Annotated in this window: 17 protein-coding genes; 11 read left to right on the forward strand and 6 right to left on the reverse strand. The window is 68.7% G+C overall.

Annotation, left to right across the window (positions count from 1 at the left end; translation table 11 throughout):
* Positions 1-315: 315 nt before the first annotated feature.
* On the forward strand, positions 316-1,062 hold the full coding sequence (locus OHB41_RS46090; RefSeq protein WP_266707727.1) for a phosphotransferase family protein: 747 nt from the start codon (positions 316-318) through the stop codon (positions 1,060-1,062).
* A gap of 529 nt (positions 1,063-1,591) precedes the next feature.
* The gene (locus OHB41_RS46095; RefSeq protein ID WP_266707729.1) at positions 1,592-1,945 is read left to right on the forward strand and encodes an ANTAR domain-containing protein; all 354 of its coding nucleotides are present in this window, start codon (positions 1,592-1,594) and stop codon (positions 1,943-1,945) included.
* 65 nt (positions 1,946-2,010) lie between these two features.
* Here the strand turns inward: OHB41_RS46095 and OHB41_RS52465 are convergent, their stop codons facing one another.
* A complete protein-coding gene (locus OHB41_RS52465) occupies positions 2,011-2,358 on the reverse strand; it encodes a hypothetical protein (protein ID WP_353962926.1) in 348 nt (115 codons plus the stop codon).
* Positions 2,359-2,721: 363 nt separating this feature from the next.
* On the opposite strand from OHB41_RS52465, the gene OHB41_RS46105 reads away from it, so the two are divergent.
* The 4 genes from OHB41_RS46105 to OHB41_RS46120 all read left to right on the forward strand — a co-directional run bounded on the left by OHB41_RS46105 (position 2,722) and on the right by OHB41_RS46120 (position 7,202).
* Positions 2,722-3,186 carry an ATP-binding protein gene (locus OHB41_RS46105; RefSeq protein WP_266707733.1) on the forward strand — a complete coding sequence of 155 codons (465 nt, stop codon included), beginning with the start codon at positions 2,722-2,724 and terminating at the stop codon, positions 3,184-3,186.
* 394 nt (positions 3,187-3,580) lie between these two features.
* Complete coding sequence (locus OHB41_RS46110; protein ID WP_266707735.1) at positions 3,581-4,993, forward strand: family 2B encapsulin nanocompartment shell protein; 1,413 nt, start codon at positions 3,581-3,583, stop codon at positions 4,991-4,993.
* A 70-nt stretch (positions 4,994-5,063) separates the two neighbouring features.
* Complete coding sequence (locus tag OHB41_RS46115) at positions 5,064-6,308, forward strand: family 2 encapsulin nanocompartment cargo protein terpene cyclase (RefSeq protein WP_266707737.1); 1,245 nt, start codon at positions 5,064-5,066, stop codon at positions 6,306-6,308.
* Between the two features lie 15 nt (positions 6,309-6,323).
* The gene (locus tag OHB41_RS46120) at positions 6,324-7,202 is read left to right on the forward strand and encodes a geranyl diphosphate 2-C-methyltransferase (RefSeq protein WP_266707739.1); all 879 of its coding nucleotides are present in this window, start codon (positions 6,324-6,326) and stop codon (positions 7,200-7,202) included.
* Between the two features lie 461 nt (positions 7,203-7,663).
* Here OHB41_RS46120 and OHB41_RS46125 read toward each other — a convergent pair whose 3' ends face one another.
* Positions 7,664-7,942, reverse strand: coding sequence for a GlsB/YeaQ/YmgE family stress response membrane protein (locus OHB41_RS46125; protein WP_266707741.1), 279 nt, complete (start codon positions 7,940-7,942; stop codon positions 7,664-7,666).
* Positions 7,943-8,741: 799 nt separating this feature from the next.
* Here OHB41_RS46125 and OHB41_RS46130 point away from each other — a divergent pair.
* Entirely contained in the window at positions 8,742-10,166 is a 1,425-nt protein-coding gene (locus OHB41_RS46130; RefSeq protein WP_266698704.1) for an IS701 family transposase, read from the forward strand.
* Positions 10,167-10,189: 23 nt separating this feature from the next.
* Here the strand turns inward: OHB41_RS46130 and OHB41_RS46135 are convergent, their stop codons facing one another.
* Both OHB41_RS46135 and OHB41_RS46140 read right to left on the reverse strand, forming a co-directional pair.
* Positions 10,190-10,627 carry a hypothetical protein gene (locus OHB41_RS46135; protein WP_266707743.1) on the reverse strand — a complete coding sequence of 146 codons (438 nt, stop codon included), beginning with the start codon at positions 10,625-10,627 and terminating at the stop codon, positions 10,190-10,192.
* Positions 10,628-10,731: 104 nt separating this feature from the next.
* Positions 10,732-10,935: a hypothetical protein gene (locus OHB41_RS46140; RefSeq protein WP_266707745.1), complete on the reverse strand. Its 204-nt coding sequence runs from the start codon at positions 10,933-10,935 to the stop codon at positions 10,732-10,734.
* 49 nt (positions 10,936-10,984) lie between these two features.
* Here OHB41_RS46140 and OHB41_RS46145 point away from each other — a divergent pair, with 49 nt between their 5' ends.
* The gene (locus OHB41_RS46145) at positions 10,985-11,521 is read left to right on the forward strand and encodes a hypothetical protein (RefSeq protein ID WP_266707747.1); all 537 of its coding nucleotides are present in this window, start codon (positions 10,985-10,987) and stop codon (positions 11,519-11,521) included.
* 190 nt (positions 11,522-11,711) lie between these two features.
* Positions 11,712-12,380 carry a Type 1 glutamine amidotransferase-like domain-containing protein gene (locus tag OHB41_RS46150; protein ID WP_266707749.1) on the forward strand — a complete coding sequence of 223 codons (669 nt, stop codon included), beginning with the start codon at positions 11,712-11,714 and terminating at the stop codon, positions 12,378-12,380.
* A gap of 202 nt (positions 12,381-12,582) precedes the next feature.
* Here the strand turns inward: OHB41_RS46150 and OHB41_RS46155 are convergent, their stop codons facing one another.
* A complete protein-coding gene (locus tag OHB41_RS46155; RefSeq protein ID WP_266707751.1) occupies positions 12,583-12,864 on the reverse strand; it encodes a protein kinase family protein in 282 nt (93 codons plus the stop codon).
* A 77-nt stretch (positions 12,865-12,941) separates the two neighbouring features.
* On the opposite strand from OHB41_RS46155, the gene OHB41_RS46160 reads away from it, so the two are divergent.
* Entirely contained in the window at positions 12,942-13,280 is a 339-nt protein-coding gene (locus OHB41_RS46160; protein WP_266707753.1) for a thioredoxin family protein, read from the forward strand.
* 70 nt (positions 13,281-13,350) lie between these two features.
* On the opposite strand, the gene OHB41_RS46165 is transcribed toward OHB41_RS46160, so the two are convergent.
* Positions 13,351-14,202, reverse strand: coding sequence for a class I SAM-dependent methyltransferase (locus OHB41_RS46165; RefSeq protein WP_323138553.1), 852 nt, complete (start codon positions 14,200-14,202; stop codon positions 13,351-13,353).
* 742 nt (positions 14,203-14,944) lie between these two features.
* Between OHB41_RS46165 and OHB41_RS46170 the strand changes: the two genes are divergently transcribed.
* The gene (locus tag OHB41_RS46170) at positions 14,945-16,495 is read left to right on the forward strand and encodes a metallophosphoesterase family protein (protein WP_266707755.1); all 1,551 of its coding nucleotides are present in this window, start codon (positions 14,945-14,947) and stop codon (positions 16,493-16,495) included.
* Positions 16,496-16,730 lie beyond the last annotated feature (235 nt).

The following is a 16,730-nucleotide window of genomic DNA, read 5'->3' on the forward strand; positions in this document are numbered from 1 at the left end:
AGGAGGCGACGGCCCACACGGTCATCACCGGCAATACCCCTAGGCAGACAATGCCGTTGGCGCGCGCGGCGAATTGGCCTTTCCGGACGTACGTCGCCGCGTCGAGAGGCTCCCGCAACTCCTGGCCATCCTCGGCCGGTTCACCATGGCGAACCGCGTTCTCCACTGAGGACTGTCAACAGAAGTGGTGGGCTCGACCTGGTCGGAAGTCGGTGTCGTGCACGAGGCCGCCGGGCAGCGGGACGCGATCAGCCGCGTCATCGCACACGACAAACCGGGCGACGTCGGCGGCCATCCCCGGAATACTGGTCGCTCATGGATGAGGTCGAAGTCGTCGTCGCCCATTCCGAGCGCGCGACCCTGCGCGTCGGCGACGTTTTTCTGAAGGTGGACGCCGATCAGGCGCGCATCGACCTCGAGGTCGAGGCGATGGCCCTGGCGCCGGTCCCGACCCCGGCGGTCCTGTGGTGCAAGCCGTCCGTGCTTGCGACGGCTGCACTCCCGGGGACGACGCTTGGGCGCCTCGGCGGCCCGTCGACCGGGTCGCCGGCGGCGTGGGCCGCGGCGGGCGCCGCCATCCGGAAGCTGCACGACGCGCCGTTGCCGCCCCGGCCCGGCCGGGCCGGCCGCAGCATCGTCGCGCTGGCGGCGGAACTAGACGACGAGTGCGAGTTGCTCGTGGCGAACGGCGTCCTGCCCGCCGACCTGGTCACCCGCAACCGCCAGGTCGCCGAGGCCGCGCTCCGGCCTTGGACTCCGGCGTTCACGCACGGCGACCTGCAGATCGCGCACGTCTTTGTCGACGGCGACGAGGTCACCGGCATCATCGACTGGTCCGAGGCGGGCCAGGGTGATGCCCTGTACGACCTCGCCACCTTCACGCTCGGACACGAGGAGCACCTCGACGACCTCATCGCCGGCTATGGCACCGACGTCGACCTCGACGTGATCCGCGCGTGGTGGTCGCTACGAAGCCTGCTGGTGGTTCGCTGGCTGGTCGAGCACGGTTTCGACCCGTCCGCGCCGGGCTGTGAGGTGGACGTGCTGAGATCCCGGATGTGAGGCTGCGCGGGCCGACTACTGTGAGTACGTTCTGACCCATCGAGCAGGGCATTCCCCTGGGGCGATCGCCCGCCCTTGCTCCCGGCAAAGTACGGTGCGCGGACGTCGCCAGCAGATGACGGCTCAACCGAGGGTGACGAACGCGTGGTGGATGTCGTCGCGGATCTCCCAGCGGGTGCACAGGCGGCGGAACCGGTGCAGCAGCGCGATCGCTCCTTCCACGCCCCATGGAGTCGTTCGCACGTCATCGGCGCGCGGAAGCGGAGTCGACGCAGGAGGTCGTTGTCACCTCGAGGGCGGCTGGGTCGTTGCCGCCGGTGGCCAGGGCGCGGTTCGCTGATGTCGCGCGGCGAGCGGTGCTGTCCGTTCGATGGCGCCCGCCGTCTCCCGGTTTCCGGCGCCTGGTCCGATACACAGGAGCGCCCACTGCTCGTGTGTGATCTTCGTTTCAGGATGGTGGTGCCTTGCTCCTTCCGACCGGGGCAGGCGTAAAGGGAGTGCCGATCCACTTTTGTACGAAGGACCAACCGTGACGACTTCCCGTGGGCCGTACCCCTCACCGGACGGCGCGCCTGATGCGGCGATGATCACCCGTGTAGAAGAGGAGAACCTCCAACTGCGGCGCGCGGTGGGCGCACACGCCACAGTCGACCAGGCCATCGGTGTGCTCGCTGCGCTGTGCCGCGTTCCGCCGGCGGCCGGGTTCGAGGTACTGCGGGAGGTCTCGCAGCGCACCAACATCAAGCTGCGCAGCGTCGCTGAGACGGTGATCGGCTGGGCACTGGGACAGCCACTGAAGCCGCCCGTCGGGCCGGAGCTGGACGCGGCGGTGCAGCGATGGTCGCAAGGTCAGGACGGTCCGGACTTGGGCGGCGTCGGCTAGCGGACGGAGTCGGCAGCACAGCTGTTGCCGCAAAGCGAATACGTGCGCAGTCGGCCAGGGCGTGTTCAGTGGTGGGGTGACAGGCCGTGATGGCATCCAGGCTGCCGCGGGAGAGGACGGTCACGGCACGCCCGTGGACACCGGCAACGCCCAGCCAGCCGCCGGCGTCCTCCCAGCCCGCAGGGCCCGGGGGCCGGGGCCGGGCAGCCGGGCAGCCGGGCAGCCGGTACAGACATAGCTGGCCCTCGGCCCCATGTCAGGGGGCGAGGGCCTGGCCGAGAGTGGGATAGCAGGCGAGGACCGCGTCGAGGCCGACGAGTCCGACGACCTGCCGGACCGGGTGCGACATGGCCGCCGGCCGACAGGGCGTTGCCGTGTGCGGCGGCCAGGACACCGATGGTGCTGGAGTCCATGAACGTGACGGCGCTGAGGTCGAGCACAACCGCACCGGACTGCCGTCGTCGATCCGCGGAGCCACACGGAACAACTCCAGGGCGTCGAAGTCGACTTCACCGCTCAGGACCAGGACCCGGATGCCTGCGGTGGTGGTCTGGGTGATCGACAGCGGCGTGGGCTGCTCGGATGTGTCCTGCATGTCTGCCACGTGCGCCCTTCGGCGATCTCCTGCGGTACAGGCAAACCCGTCGGGAAGAAGTGCATGAAGCGCACCATTGTATGGAGGCTGCCTGTGGGTGGCTGTGCCACAGGTAACGTAGGGAGGCTGGCGTACACGGTGCCTGGAGGGGTAAACGGCGAAGAGAGGGAAGCGGGCACGAATGGATGAAACACGTGGGAACTCCGGCCTTGAACGACCCGGACAGCCCGGCACGGCCCCGGCGCTGGAGGCCTCGCTAGAGTTGGACAGCGACGGGTCCCGCATCGCCCAGGCCCGCCATCTCGCCGCCGCGTTCCTCACGGAGGTGAAGGACCGCTACGGCATACCGGTGGTGGCAGCCACGGTGGAGATCGCCCAGCTGGTCGTGAGCGAACTCGTCACCAACGCCCGCAAGTACGCCCCCGGGCCCGCCCTGCTGCACCTGCGCATCACCGGCCCCATCCTGGAAGTCGAACTCTGGGACAGCAACCCCGTCGCGCCGGCCTCCAAAGCCCCCGATCCGACGCGCGTCGGCCAGCACGGCCTGGAGATCGTCGCAGCCTTCGCCCGCACCGTCACCGTCGAGCGGACAGCCGGCGGCAAACGCATCACGGCCGGCGTCCCCCTCACCCCCGCCACCGCATAACCGCACCGGCCTCGCCGAACGAGTACGCGCAGGAAGATTCGGCCACAACCGGTCGTGACCGCCCCCGCCCCGTCACGACAGCCCAGGATGTCTGGCCGGCCTGCGTGGTGAACGCCAGTTGAGCGCCGGAGGCGACAACGGCCCCGGCCGCTGCCAGGCGTCGGCCGGATCTGGCTCGCACTGCCCGAACATCACCAGTTATCCGATAAACCCGATCCGGAGCAAGATCGCTGCATCGAAGTAACTCGATTGGCACGACGGGCAAATCGGTCGCGGAGGCCGTTACGGTTCCGGTGGATCTGGATCGATTCCCGACGTTTCATCCACCTGTTTCCGCACGCAGTGGTCGGCGCTCATCCGCCGGTCGACGCCGCCGCAAAGGAGATCTCGCTCGATGACCGTTGAGACCAGCTCGGACGCAGGGCTGGAGCCGCGTCGGCAGTCCAGCCTAGGCACTGCGGCAGCCCGCAACCTTGCGAGCACCACCAAGTCCGCCCCGCAGATGCAGGAGATCACCTCGCGGTGGCTGTTGCGGATGCTCCCCTGGGTGGAGACCAAGGGCGGCACCTACCGGGTGAACCGCCGGTTGAGCTACAACGTCGGCGACGGACACGTCGAGTTCGTCCAGGACGGTGCCGACGTCCGGGTGATTCCCCGCCAGCTCGGTGAGCTGGCCCTGTTACGCGGCTTCGAGGACATCGACGTGCTGACGGCGATCGCCGACCGGTGCGTCCCCCGCGACTTCCAGGCCGGCGAGGTACTGGCACGTCGTGGCACGGCCGCCGAGCAGATCCACCTGATCGCCCGCGGCCGGCTCAGCCAGACCTCCGCCGGCAAGTACGGGGACGAGGTGACGGTCGCCGTGCTCGCCGACGGCAGCCACTTCGGCGAGAACGCCCTTGTGGACACCGACGCGAGGTGGGACTGCACCGTCACCGCTCAGACGGCGGGTACCCTGCTGACCCTGTCCCGCTCCGACTTCGCCGCCGTGTTGTCCTCGGCCCCCGGCCTTCGGACGCACCTGCAGCATTTCGGCGAGCTTGCCCTCCGGCGGCAGAACCACCATGGCGAGGCCGAGATCGCCATGTCGGCCGGGCACACCGGCGAAGCCGAGCTGCCGACTACCTTCGTCGACTACGAACTCCACCCGCGGGAGTACGAACTCTCCGTCGCACAGACGATCCTGCGCGTCCACTCCAGGGTCGCCGACCTCTACAACGGTCCGATGAACCAGACGGAGGAACAACTCCGGCTCACCGTCGAAGCGTTGCGGGAGCGCCAGGAGCACGAACTCATCAACAACCGTGAGTTCGGCCTGCTCCACAACGCCGCCTTCAAGCAGCGGATCCAGAGCCACTCCGGGCCGCCCACGCCGGACGACCTCGACAATCTGCTCTGTCGGCGCCGCGGCACGAAGTTCTTCCTCGCCCACCCCAGAACGATCGCGGCGATCGGCCGCGAGTTCAGCGCCTACGGGCTCTACCCGGAGCATGTCGACCTCGGCGGCCAGCAGGTCCCGGGGTGGCGCGGGGTCCCGATCCTGCCCTGCAACAAGATCCCCATCAGCGAGGAAAACACCAGCTCGATCCTCGCCCTGCGGACCGGGGAGGACAACCAGGGCGTCATCGGCCTGCGTCAGACCGGCCTGGTCGAGGAGTACGAGCCGGGGCTGTCGGTGCGCTTCATGGGCATCAACGAGCAGGCGATCCTCTCGTACCTGGTCACCACGTACTTCTCCGCCGCTGTCCTTCTGCCCGACGCGCTGGGCGTGCTGGAGGACGTGCAGATCGCCCGCAGCCGCAGCTAGAAGGATCGCGTTCGACCGCCTCGGTTTCCCGGCCTGGCGAGGCCCTCCCCCTCTCACCAAGGAGCTAAGGATGCCCGAGCCCGGGCCTTCCCCTGTGCAGTCGTGCCTGGCTGAAGCCGTGGCCCTCGTCGGGGCCCGTACCCGGCTCACCCACACCGAGGCCGACGGCGCCACCACCAGTGACGTCGTCCCACAGCGCAGGGAGGAGGGCGGTACGGCGATGGGTCCAGCGGGCCCCGCCCTGGAACGGATTCTGCGGGGTCCCAGCGGGCTGGGCACAGCCGGCCTGTATCTCACCCCGCGAGAGGAACCACCGGCGCCCGGGACACCGGCGGACGGCACGCCGGTCCCCGGCCTCTACCACCATCCGGTGACACAGCCGGACCCGGTTCGGGTGGAGGAGGTCAGCCGCAGGATCAAGAGGTGGGCGGTCGACGAGGTCCAGGCCTACCCCCCGGAGTGGGAGGACCAGTTCGACGGCTTCTCCGTCGGACGCTACATGGTGGCCTGCCACCCCGACGCTCCCACGGTCGACCATCTGATGATCGCCACACGGCTGATGGTCGCGGAGAACGTGCTCGACGACTGCTACTGCGAGGACCATGGCGGCTCACCGGTCGGGCTCGGCAGTCGCCTTCTGCTGGCGCACACGGCTCTCGACCCCTTGCTCACGACGCAGGAGTACGAGCAGCCGTGGACGGAGTCACTCCAGTCGGACGCCCCCCGGCGCGCCTACCGCTCCGCCATGGCGTACTTCCTCCAACAGGCCACTCCCTCGCAGGCCGACCGGTACCGGCACGACATGGCACGTCTGCACCTGGGCTACCTCGCGGAGGCCGCGTGGTCCGAGGCGGATCACGTCCCCGAGGTCTGGGAGTACCTGGCGATGCGCCAGTTCAACAACTTCCGTCCCTGCCCGACGATCACCGACACCATCGGCGGCTACGAACTGCCGGCGGACCTGCATGCCCAGCCGGACATGCAGCGGGTCATCGCGCTCGCCTCCAACGCCACGACCATCGTGAACGACCTCTACTCATACACCAAGGAACTCGAGAGCCCGGGCAGACACCTGAACCTGCCCGTGGTGATCGCCGAACGTGAGGGCGTCTCGGACCGGGACGGCTATCTGAAAGCAGTCGAGATCCACAACGACCTCATGCGCGCATTCGAATCCGAAGCCGCCGGCCTGGCCGCCGCCTGCCCTGTCCCGAACGTGCTGCGCTTCCTGCGAGGCGTGGCCGTGTGGGTCGACGGCAACCACTACTGGCACCGGACCAACACCTACCGATACAGCCTGCCCGACTTTTGGTAAGGAGCGGATTCCACCATGACCAGCACCGAACTCACAACCACCGCGGCCACGTTCGTCCCCGGCCCTGCCTCGCCCTACCAAGGGGACATCGCCCGCTACTGGGACGGCGAGGCGAGGCCCGTCAACCTTCGTCTCGGCGACGTGGACGGGCTCTACCACCACCACTACGGCATCGGCGACATCGACCACGCCGCCCTCGGGGACACCGGGGACGGTGGGTACGAGAACAGGCTGATCTCGGAGCTTCACCGCCTGGAGTCGGCGCAGGCCGAAGTCCTCCTGGACCACCTGGGCCCCATCGAGCGTGACGACACCCTCCTTGACGCCGGCTGCGGCCGCGGCGGTTCGATGGTCATGGCCCACCAACGGTTCGGGTGCGGCGTCGAGGGCGTCACCCTGTCGGCCAAGCAGGCGGAGTTCGCCAACCGCCGCGCCCTGGAACTCGGCATCGAGGGCCACGTCCGTGCTCGCGTGTGCAACATGCTGGACACCCCGCTCGAAACGGGACAGGTCGCCGCCTCGTGGAACAACGAGTCGAGCATGTACGTCGACCTGGAAGACCTCTTCGCCGAGCACTCCCGCGTCCTGTCGGTCGGCGGTCGATACGTGACCATCACCGGCTGCTGGAACCCGCGTTACGGCCAGCCGTCGAAGTGGGTCTCCCAGATCAACGCCCACTTCGAGTGCAACATCCACTCCCGCCGGGAGTACCTCCGCGCCATGGCCAACAACCGACTGGTACCCCAGGCCGTGATCGACCTGACGCCCGAGACCCTGCCCTACTGGAATCTGCGTGCCACGTCCTCGCTGGTCACCGGAATCGAGACGGCGTTCGTCAACTCCTACGAGGACGGCTCCTTTCAGTACCTCCTGATCGCGGCCGACCGCGTCTGACCAACCACATGACACCTCCGGGCACGTCACACGACGTGCCCGGACCGTCGGGCAGCCGCCCGATCCACCTGACGGCAAAGGGCCCGCATGCCGACGGGGGCGGTCGAACCGCGTGCGCGGACGATCCGGCCCTACAGGTGCCCTCCGCCACGCCAACGAGGATCGCTGGTAGGACTCCGTCGGGTCGTTCTTGATCTAGGTGTTACCGGGGTTCAAGGACTGCGGACACATCCGCCACACACAACGCCAACGCCGCCCGGACACTGCTCACTTCATGTGCGTCCGCCCATCCAACATGCCCAAGAACAGCCCAAACAGGAAGACCTGACGGAGTCCTATCAGGCTATGCCGCCGGCCTTCGATGCAGTCGTCCCAGATCGTGACTGCACACCAGACGGCTCCCGTCCTGCGAGCAGGGGCGGGAGCCGTCTGGTGTCTCGGATGTGGATTCCGTCAGCAGGTCACGCGTGACGGTGCGAGTGCCGGTTACCGGTGACGAGGCGGTAGATGGCGAGCAGTATGAAGGAGCCGACGATCGCGGCGATCCAGGTCGACAGGTCGAAGAATCCGTCGATGGAGTCGACGCCGAAGATCACCTTACCGAGCCAGCCGCCGAGCAGACCGCCGGCGACGCCGATGAGCATGGTGATGATGATGCCGCCCGGGTCCCTGCCCGGCATCAGGGCCTTGGCGATGGCGCCTGCGAGCAAGCCGATGATGATCCACGCGATGATACCCATGATGCCACTCCGCTTCCTCGTAAAGAACGTGTCAGCTCATCGTGTGCACCGATCACGCGCGAACAAACGTCTCCTCTGTATGGCAATCCTGGAGGCCCCGGATCCAAGACCACGGCCAGGCAGGCTGCGGCAGCATCCAGACATCTACGGCCCCTTTGCACCTGAAGACCGCGTCCGTGCCGCAGACGCCGACTGTCGGCGACGGCTGACACAAGTCTCGCCTCGCTGGAACAGGGGTCCCGGCCCGCAGGGCAGTGCTGACCCGGACAAGGAAGAAGTCATCATCGTTGCCCACTTCCTCCAGCGCAGCGTGTGCGGCTTCGCTCTCGGCGGCTACCGGCAAGAGGAACAGGATGCGCTGCGCGGCCGCGCATGGGGAAGAAACGCAAATTGCCCGGACCTGCGGTGGGCGTCGCAGGGCCGGCCCTTCTGGGCTACCCGGTTGGCCGTCAAGCTGCCCACGTCGCGGGCTCGCGTAGGTCGGGAGCAGGGATGTCCACGGGGTCGTTACGGCAGCAGGAAGCAGACGAGGTTCCAGGCGCACGCGGCGGGCGACCACGGCATCAGCCGGTTGCCCGTCTGGTTGCCGATCGCCCAGGCGATGACGGTTGCGACGCCTCCCCGGAGGAGAATCGGGACAGCCGCGGTGCGCAGGCGACGGCAGGCAAGGTCGTTGAAGCGGGCGTACGTGCGTGCTCAGCGCAGTGCGGTGTCCATGTGCTGCTCGCCGTGGGGGTGTTGGCGTGTCTGACCCTTCAGTTGTAGTTCGGCGATCAGGTTCGCAGGGTAACTCCCTGTTATGGACGACTGGTCCGGTGATGTGGCACAAGTAGCCGAGTGGGATGCTGAGTTGGAGACGTTGCTGCGGCAGGTCGGCGACGTCTTCCCCCGGGCGGATCTGCGGCGGCGGGCGAACGCGTGTGTGCGCGGGCTGTTGGGCCCGGTCTCCCGCAAGAATGGCTGGCAGTTGGCCGAGTACGCCGGCTGGCGGCGCCCCGACGGGCAGCAGCACTTGCTGGACCGGGCGAAGTGGGACGTCGATGAGCTGCGCGACCGGGTCCGCCGGTATGCGCTGGACGGGCTGGCCAACGGCGTGGGCGGGGTGCTGGTCATCGATGAGACCGGGTTCGCCAAGAAGGGCAAGACTTCCGTCGGCGTGGCCCGGCAGTTCACCGGCTCACTCGGCGGCGTCTTTCCTTGCCAGATCGGGGTGTTCGCCGCCTGGGCCACCACCCGCGGGGCAACCCTGGTCGACCGGGAGATCTACCTGCCGCAAGTCTGGACAGGCGATCGCGAGCGGTGCGCGGCTGCGCAGGTGCCCGAGGTGGTCGGCTTCGCCACCAAACCCCGCCTCGCCGAGAAGATGATCGACCGGATTCTCCCCGAGCTTCCGGAGAACACCTGGCTGGCCGCCGACGAGGTCTACGGCCGTGACGGCGGCTTCCGCTCCTTCGCCGAGAGCCGCCAACTGCCGTACGTGGTCAACGTCTCCAGCGCCCAAACAGTGCTGCCCCGACCGGGCTGGCGGCGTATCGACAAGCTGGCCGCCGCCGCAGACGACAGCGAGTGGCAGCTGATCGAAGCCGGCCCGAGCCAGACCGGCTCCCGCTGGTGGCAGTGGTGGGTCCGCCGGATCGCCGACCCGCAGGAGCCCGTGGGCAGCGCGGTGCGGGGGCAGCCCTGGCCGAGCCGATGGATGATCGCCCGACGCCGCCCCGAAACGCCCGACGACCTCGACTACTACCTGGCTTGGGGCCCGTCCGGCACCCCGCCGGAACACCTGGCCCACGTCGCCGGCGCGCGCTGGCGGGTGGAAGACGCGATCAAACTCGGCAAGCATCAGTGCGGGCTGGCCGACTACGAGGTGCGCCACTGGCACAGCTGGTACCGGCACATCACCCTGTCGATGCTGGCCGCCGCATTCCTGGCGGTACAGGCCGCCACAGGCGACGCTGACGCTCCCGCACCGCTCCGGGAAGCCCTCAGCGGTGACCAGTCTGATGAGGAGCCCAAAGGGGGGAGCGCGAGGACATCATCAGCCCCGAACAGCTCATCCCCTACACCGCGGCCGAGATCCGCAAGCTCCTTACGCTCATCCACCCGCCACCCCCACCCGAGCACGGTCGGACCGCCCACGGACTGTGTTGGTCACGCTGGCGACGACGTCACCAGGCCGACGCTAACGGGCATCATCGCAGACGCCGGGTTCGCGAACTCGCCCTGAATTACAACTGAAGGGTCTGAGCGTCACACGACGCAGAAACCGGTGGCCTTGAGAGCTTGGTTGATCTGCTTGCCCTGGGCCTCGGTGGTGGTGACGTCCTTGTAAGTGAAGCGCTGCGAGGCGAGGTGGTCGAGGCGCTGCGCACCGGCGTTGATGGCGCTGCACTGGTTTCGGGCGGCGTCGACGGCCTTGTCCTCGTAACGGGAGGCGGCCGGGGCAGCGGCGGCCAGGGCTCGGAGCAGTCGGGCCCGGGCGGCGCCGGTCGGCTTCGGCGGGATGCCGGTTGCCTTCGCGAGGGCATCGACGCTCGGCGTCGCGGCCGCGGTGGAGACCGCCTTGCTGGGCGCCGTGGGGGCCTTGTTGGGCTTGCTGTCGGCCCTGCTGTTGCCGTCGTCGCAGGCGGTGAGCGCGGCGGCCGTCGCGAGCAGGAGGACGGCGAGCAGGGTGGCGCGGTTCTTCAAGGTCCCCCCATGGGATCCGAGTTGAGCGGACATCATGCCGCGAGTGTGGTGTCGGTTTCGCAAGTTGCCGAAGACGCGTAAGTAGAAGGTCGTACGGTACAGGGCTACAGCATCCACGGGTCGAGGCCGGTGCGGATCACCCGGGCGGCGCGGGCGCGCTGGTCGAAGAGGCGGATCCCCAAGGACTCTTGATGCGGCCCCGCGAGACCCTCACCGGCAGCCAGGGCCGGAAGCTGCTGGAGGTCCGGCTCGCCCGTCCGGACATTGCGGATGCCGGCATCCGGCCGCAGCCGCGGAGAGACGTCCACCGCCAACATCGGGCGGCCGTTGTTCGCATGACGAGCTTAGACTCTGGCGGTGATCGAGATCCTCGACAACCTGGACACGCTGTCCCGGCCACACCTCGACCTCACGGCTGTCAGGCTGGGCGGCGTAGCCCTGGGGGCACCAGCCACCAGCGTTCCACGCCGGAGCATCGTCGAGGCCCAGTCCTCCCTGGTCGTCCGGTACCGCGGCGGGACCGACATCGACAGCGAGTACTACGACGCGGACGGGCGGCGGCTGACCCTCGACGAGGTCGTCAACCACGCTGCCCAGTCAGACGGATTCTTGTACTGCGCCGACAAGCTCTCCTACAAGGTTCGAGCCGGGACGGTCGTCGGCTTCGCGATCTACGGACCGCACCTGTCCCACTTCGCCCACCTGACCTCGTACGAGGAACTCCTGGGCGCGTTCGGCACACCCGACCGGGCGCGCGAAGACGAGGTATACGGCGACCTCATGGGCTACGACGCCTACTACTGGGGCGCGCAGAAGCACGTGAGCTGGGACGCCTGGGACCACCGAATAAGCCTGATCAACCTGGGCGCCTTCGAAGGAAACACAGGCCCATGACTGTGCCAGACCCAGGCTACGAGCGTTCTCCGGCGTGATCTTGATGGTGGCGGCCCGCCCGTAGCGAAACCCACGTACTGAGGTTGGACGCCAGGCTGACTGCCTGTACCTGATACGGCCGTGCCATGACGGTATGCGTGGTGGCCCTGAGTTCGTTGCGCGCCGCCGTCAGCCATGTTTGGATCACCCGATGAACCTTCTGTTGACGGCGAGTGGCCTGCGCAACGAGACGCTGCGGGATGCGCTGCGGGACATGCTGGGAAAGCCGTTCGGTTCGGCGAACGTCGTGTACGTTCCCACGGCATCCGTGGCCGAGCCCGGTGACCACGGGTGGGTCGTCGCGGACATGAACCGGCTGCACGGCCTCGGCTGGCGGGAGTTCGACATCCTGGAGCTGAACGGCCTGCCCCGGCAGATGGTGCTCGACCGGCTGCTCCACGCCGACGTCATCCATGTCGAGGGAGGCAGCCACTACCACCTCGCGCGCAGCATCACCGGCAACGGCCTGGCCGACGGCTTCCTGGAGGCGCTGGAGAGCCGCGTCTATGTGGGGGTCAGCGCCGGATCAATGATCTTCAGCCGTAATCTCACCGGACACTCCGCCGACGTCATCGGGGACTCCACGGACCTCCACATTCTCGGCGCGACGACCGTGGAGCCGCCGTTCGGCCTCTTCGACTGGTATCTCAAGCCCCACCTGTACTCGCCGGATTTCCCCGAGCGGGACGACGCCTGGGCTGACCGCATCGCCGAGCGGGCGGACTTCCCGATCTACTTCATCGACGACGACTCGGCCGTTCGGGTCAGGGGCGGCAAGGTGGATGTCGTTTCTGAAGGCCGGTGGCGGTTCCATCCGTGACCCAACGCGTGGTGGCGCCCACCGGTTCGCCGATCCCCTGCTGCGCCAGGTCGAACGTGCCAGGCGCCTCCAGGCCCCCTCGGCGGAGTAGCCATCCCACCGCCGTCGGGGACCACGGGTTCCGTGAACGTCGGAACCACCAGGTCTGGAACCAGGGACCCGGAGTGGATCGCCGGACTCGCCCCCAAGACAAGCGGGAACGTCAAGAGAGGTTCGGCGCCTCGGCCCCCGGCTGCGGGACCTGAGTGGTCTGAGCGGCGATCAGCACCGTGCACTGCCCGGCCGGCCCCGCAGCGCCGGTGCGGTAGCCCTGGGGGCTGATTCGGCCCGCGGTGCCGGTCATTACGCCGGTTGGGGTATCCGGGGTGCTGTCCAAGGCGTGGGCGATGCCGAAGTCCGGTACCCACGGCCCGTCCGGCGCCAGGATGACGTTCCCCCGCTTCACATCGCGGTGCACCACCCCGGCCGCGTGGACGGCCGCCACGACCGACCGGACCAGCCTGACGCACCGCGCGGGGGAAGATAGGGATGGAATGACGGAACGCGAGGTCAGGAGCTTCCATGGCGAAGCCGGTTCACCAACCCCGTGAGGACGCGGAGTTCGACTTCATCCTCAGGATGAGCGCAGTCCCGGTCCTCGCATACTTCACCGGGACCTGGCCCAAGGCGATCGAGCCCTGCCGGGCAATGGACCTCGTCGTGGGCGGCATCGCCGACGAGTACACGGGCCGCCTGACGGCCGTCCGCACCGACATCACGCGCTGTCCGTCCGCGACCAAGCGATACGGGATCACCGGAGCCCCGTCCTGCGTCCTGCTGAAGGACGGAGAGGCGGTGGCGCACGGCACGGGGCCCATGACCATCGCCGAGGTACGGCAGTTCCTGGACGGCCACCTCTGAGCGGCCGCCGCGCCTGGCCCCATTCGGCAGGCCCCTTTGAATCGATCATCCAGGGAGCCGGCGAGTCGTTCTACCGGCGGACCGCCGAGATCAGTCCGCCGGGCAGCTCCTCGCGCTGCGGCGGGGTGCTGATCGGGCGGCCGTAGGCGGCAGCGCGCTCGCGCAGGGTGTGGCTGTCGGCCTCCCAGCCGTGCCCTGCCAGCCAGCCCACCGGGTCGTCGGGCATCTCCGAAACCCACATGGACGCCGCCGATCCCGGCAATGCGTCCGCGCCGAAGCGCTCGATCACGCCGCGCGAGCCCAACGTCAGGCCCATCCGACTGCCTGCCGCCGACTGCGCGCTGATCCGCGCCAGCAGCAGCTCCACCGCGTCCTCGGGCAGGTAGATCAGCAGTCCTTCGGCGATCCACACGGTCGGCACCGCCGGGTCGTGCCCTGCGGCGGCCAGCGCGCGTGGCCAGTCCTCACGCAGATCCACCGCGACAGTGATCCGCTCGCAGCGTGCGACGGCCCGCTCCTGGCGCAGCACCGAAGCCTTGAAGTCCAGTGGCGCGGCGGTGTCGATCTCGAACAGCCGGGTTCCCTCGGGCCAGTCCATCCGGAAGGCCCGGCTGTCCATGCCTGCGCCGAGCAGCACGACCTGTCGGACCCCGGACGCGGAGGCTTGCCGCAGCAGGTCGTCGAGGAACTTCGTCCTGATGACGATGGAGAACGCCACGCCCAGCCGGCGGCGTCGCGCGGCCTCGTCACCGGGCAACGGCGGCGAGGAGGGCCCCAGGCCGCCGGCGGTGGCGAAGGCCTGTGCCAGTGGGTCACGGAACAGCGCGTCCTCCCGCTCGGTCTCCAGCGCCCGCACCTTGGCCACCCCCACTGCCGTGGCCCACACTCCCGACGGCTGCACCCGCTCCTGCTCATCAGTCACCGCGCCAGACTAGATGATCGGTTCCAAGGGGACCTGACGGGTGGAGACGGACAAGACGCGCGGTCCACGATGACACGAGTGGCCTTCGTGCGGCGCGGTTGCACTGTCAGCTGTAGGGGCTCCAGCGGCCGAAGCGGGCCAGCAGCGGCCGTGCCCCACGCTCGTCCGGGCCCAGCGTCGCGGCGGCCTGTCCGGGGTCCGCGAATTGTTGCAGGATGCGGTCTTGCGAACAGAGTCGCGCCAGGGTGGTGTCCCCCCGAATACTGTCCGGTCCCGGAGTTCGCAATCAAAGTCAGGTCGGCCGGGAAGCGTGGTAACCGAGGCAGGCTTCGAACCAGCGGCCTTGACCAGCAATTGCCAGCGATCTCGGGATGGTTGCTCTGGCGGTCGCTGCGCAGCGCGTCGGGTTCTTCGGAACCGGTCGCAGCGACGCTGCTGAGGAGGCCCGGGCGTCTGAACAGGTTGCTGTCCCAGGTCTCGACGAGCCCGTCGGTGACCGTGAGCAGCCGACCGCCTGACTTGATGGGGTGACTGACGGCGGCGGGGTTGGGGCAGTGTCAGGCCCAGAAGGGCCGGGTTTCTCGCGGCTGTCGAGGTGCGGCCCTGGGGTGAGGAGCAGGGGCGGCAGGCGGCCGGCGCGATCCGATACCCGGGTGGCACGGGTGGTCCCTCCGGTGGGTGCCGAGCGCCAGGGGCACGCCCCCCGTCCTGCGCCTCGGGAGATCATTGTTACCGTTCGCCGATGTCCGACTCTTCACGCGACACCGCCCGGGGCGCCGGCTGGGGCAGCCCGGAACCCGGTGACTACAGAGGCCTGATGCCCGCCCGCGTCGAGAAGCTCTCGTGGCTCGACCCCAGGACGATGTGGCCTGCGCGCAACGGCGTGCTGGCCTCGTGGTTCGGGGACCCCACGGGCCGTACCCGTGCCCGGTGGGTGGAGCAGCGCAGGAACGCGGGCGCGCCCGCCGACGCGGTGGTGCGGCGCGACGATCCCGACCGTTTCTCCTTCATGGTCATCGGGGACACCGGCGAAGGTGACGAACCTCAATACGCCGTGGTCCCTGGGTTCCTGAAGGCCAGTCAGGGGTCGAGCTTCGCGGTCCTCGCCAGTGACGTGATCTATCCGGTCGGCAGTCTCGACGACTACGGAACGAAGTTCCACCGGCCGTACCGCGACTACCAGGCCCCCATCTACGCCGTACCCGGCAACCACGACTGGTACGAGGATCTCCACGGGTTCATGCGGGTCTTCTGCGACGCGCCTGCCCTCGCCCCGGAAACCGAGTCGCGGCGTACGGCACGGGAGCGGCTGCGTTCACTGCTGTGGCACACGCCGCACAAGGAAGAAGAGCAACGGCTCGAAGAGGCACGGCAGTTGAGGTCGGAACCGGCCCAACAGGCGGTCCAGCCAGGGCCGTACTGGGCTGTCGACGCCGGTCCGGTGCGGATCATAGGCATCGACACCGGCCTCCTCGGCACGATCGACGCCGAGCAGGGGCGCTGGCTGCGGGAGGTGTCCGCGGGCGACACGCCCAAGATCCTGATCACCGGTTCCCCTCTGTACGTGGATGCGGAGCACCACCCGTGCGAGATCGAGGGTGGCGGCACCGTCGACGACATCGTGCGCGACCCCGCGCATCACTACGTCGCGGCGATAGGGGGCGACATCCACAACTACCAGCGCTATCCCGTACGGGTCGGCGACCGCACCCTGCAGTACGTGGTCGCGGGTGGCGGTGGGGCGTTCATGCACGCCACGCACACGATCCCGCGCGTCTCCGTCGCCGGGGTCACCGAAACGGACTTCCGTTGCTACCCGCTCCGCGGCGACTCGCTGGCCTTCTACAGCAGGCTCTACGGGCGCCGGCTACGGATGCGCCGCTTGTTCACCCTGACCGAGGAGGAGTCCATGGCCGTCATGGCGGAGCGTCTCGGTGTTCCGCCGATCCGGTCCGCGGGGACGCCGGCCCGGGTCACCTGGCGGCATCGGCTGGTCGCCACGTTGCTGGGCGCGGGCGGGCGTCCCGACCGTGCCTCGCGCCTGCGTCTCCCGGTGCGCAAGACGTACACCCAGGTCTTCTCCCCGGGTTCGGCGACCTACAGTCCGCCGTTCTTCAAGTCGTTCCTGCGTCTGGACGTCACCCCGTCCTCGGTCCGGTTGCGCTGCTTCGCCGCCACCGGCAACCGGGAGCAGGAGATCGACCCGCCGATCGAGGACGAGGTGGTCATCCCGCTGCCGGGCGTGTCCGGGAAACGGTCGGGTCGTTCCTCGGTTCGGGGCGCGTCGTCATGAGGTGATCTGTCAGGCGTGGGCGTCGATCGGGGTGTTGTCGGCTCCGGCCCCGACGGGTACGGGTGCGGGATCGTCTTCAGGTCGTCGGGAGGATTCTGGGGGAGCTGTCAGCGGGTGCGGCCCGACGGGACCCGCACCCGCTGAACGCCCCGGCCGTGGAGGACGGCAGCGGTCCGTGGAGGACGGCAGCGGTCCGTCCGGGGTCGTGCGACCCCGGACGGACCGTTCTTCACGC

It is taken from the genome of Streptomyces sp. NBC_01571, from assembly GCF_026339875.1.
Lineage (GTDB): Bacteria > Actinomycetota > Actinomycetes > Streptomycetales > Streptomycetaceae > Streptomyces.

Coding starts and splice junctions, on each gene's coding strand:
- OHB41_RS46090 (WP_266707727.1), top strand. CDS start 316: ATGGATGAGGTCGAAGTCGTCGTCGCCCATTCCGAGCGCGCGACCCTG.
- OHB41_RS52465 (WP_353962926.1), bottom strand. CDS start 2,358: ATGGACTCCAGCACCATCGGTGTCCTGGCCGCCGCACACGGCAACGCC.
- OHB41_RS46105 (WP_266707733.1), top strand. CDS start 2,722: ATGGATGAAACACGTGGGAACTCCGGCCTTGAACGACCCGGACAGCCC.
- OHB41_RS46110 (WP_266707735.1), top strand. CDS start 3,581: ATGACCGTTGAGACCAGCTCGGACGCAGGGCTGGAGCCGCGTCGGCAG.
- OHB41_RS46115 (WP_266707737.1), top strand. CDS start 5,064: ATGCCCGAGCCCGGGCCTTCCCCTGTGCAGTCGTGCCTGGCTGAAGCC.
- OHB41_RS46120 (WP_266707739.1), top strand. CDS start 6,324: ATGACCAGCACCGAACTCACAACCACCGCGGCCACGTTCGTCCCCGGC.
- OHB41_RS46125 (WP_266707741.1), bottom strand. CDS start 7,942: ATGGGTATCATCGCGTGGATCATCATCGGCTTGCTCGCAGGCGCCATC.
- OHB41_RS46130 (WP_266698704.1), top strand. CDS start 8,742: ATGGACGACTGGTCCGGTGATGTGGCACAAGTAGCCGAGTGGGATGCT.
- OHB41_RS46150 (WP_266707749.1), top strand. CDS start 11,712: ATGAACCTTCTGTTGACGGCGAGTGGCCTGCGCAACGAGACGCTGCGG.
- OHB41_RS46160 (WP_266707753.1), top strand. CDS start 12,942: ATGGCGAAGCCGGTTCACCAACCCCGTGAGGACGCGGAGTTCGACTTC.
- OHB41_RS46170 (WP_266707755.1), top strand. CDS start 14,945: ATGTCCGACTCTTCACGCGACACCGCCCGGGGCGCCGGCTGGGGCAGC.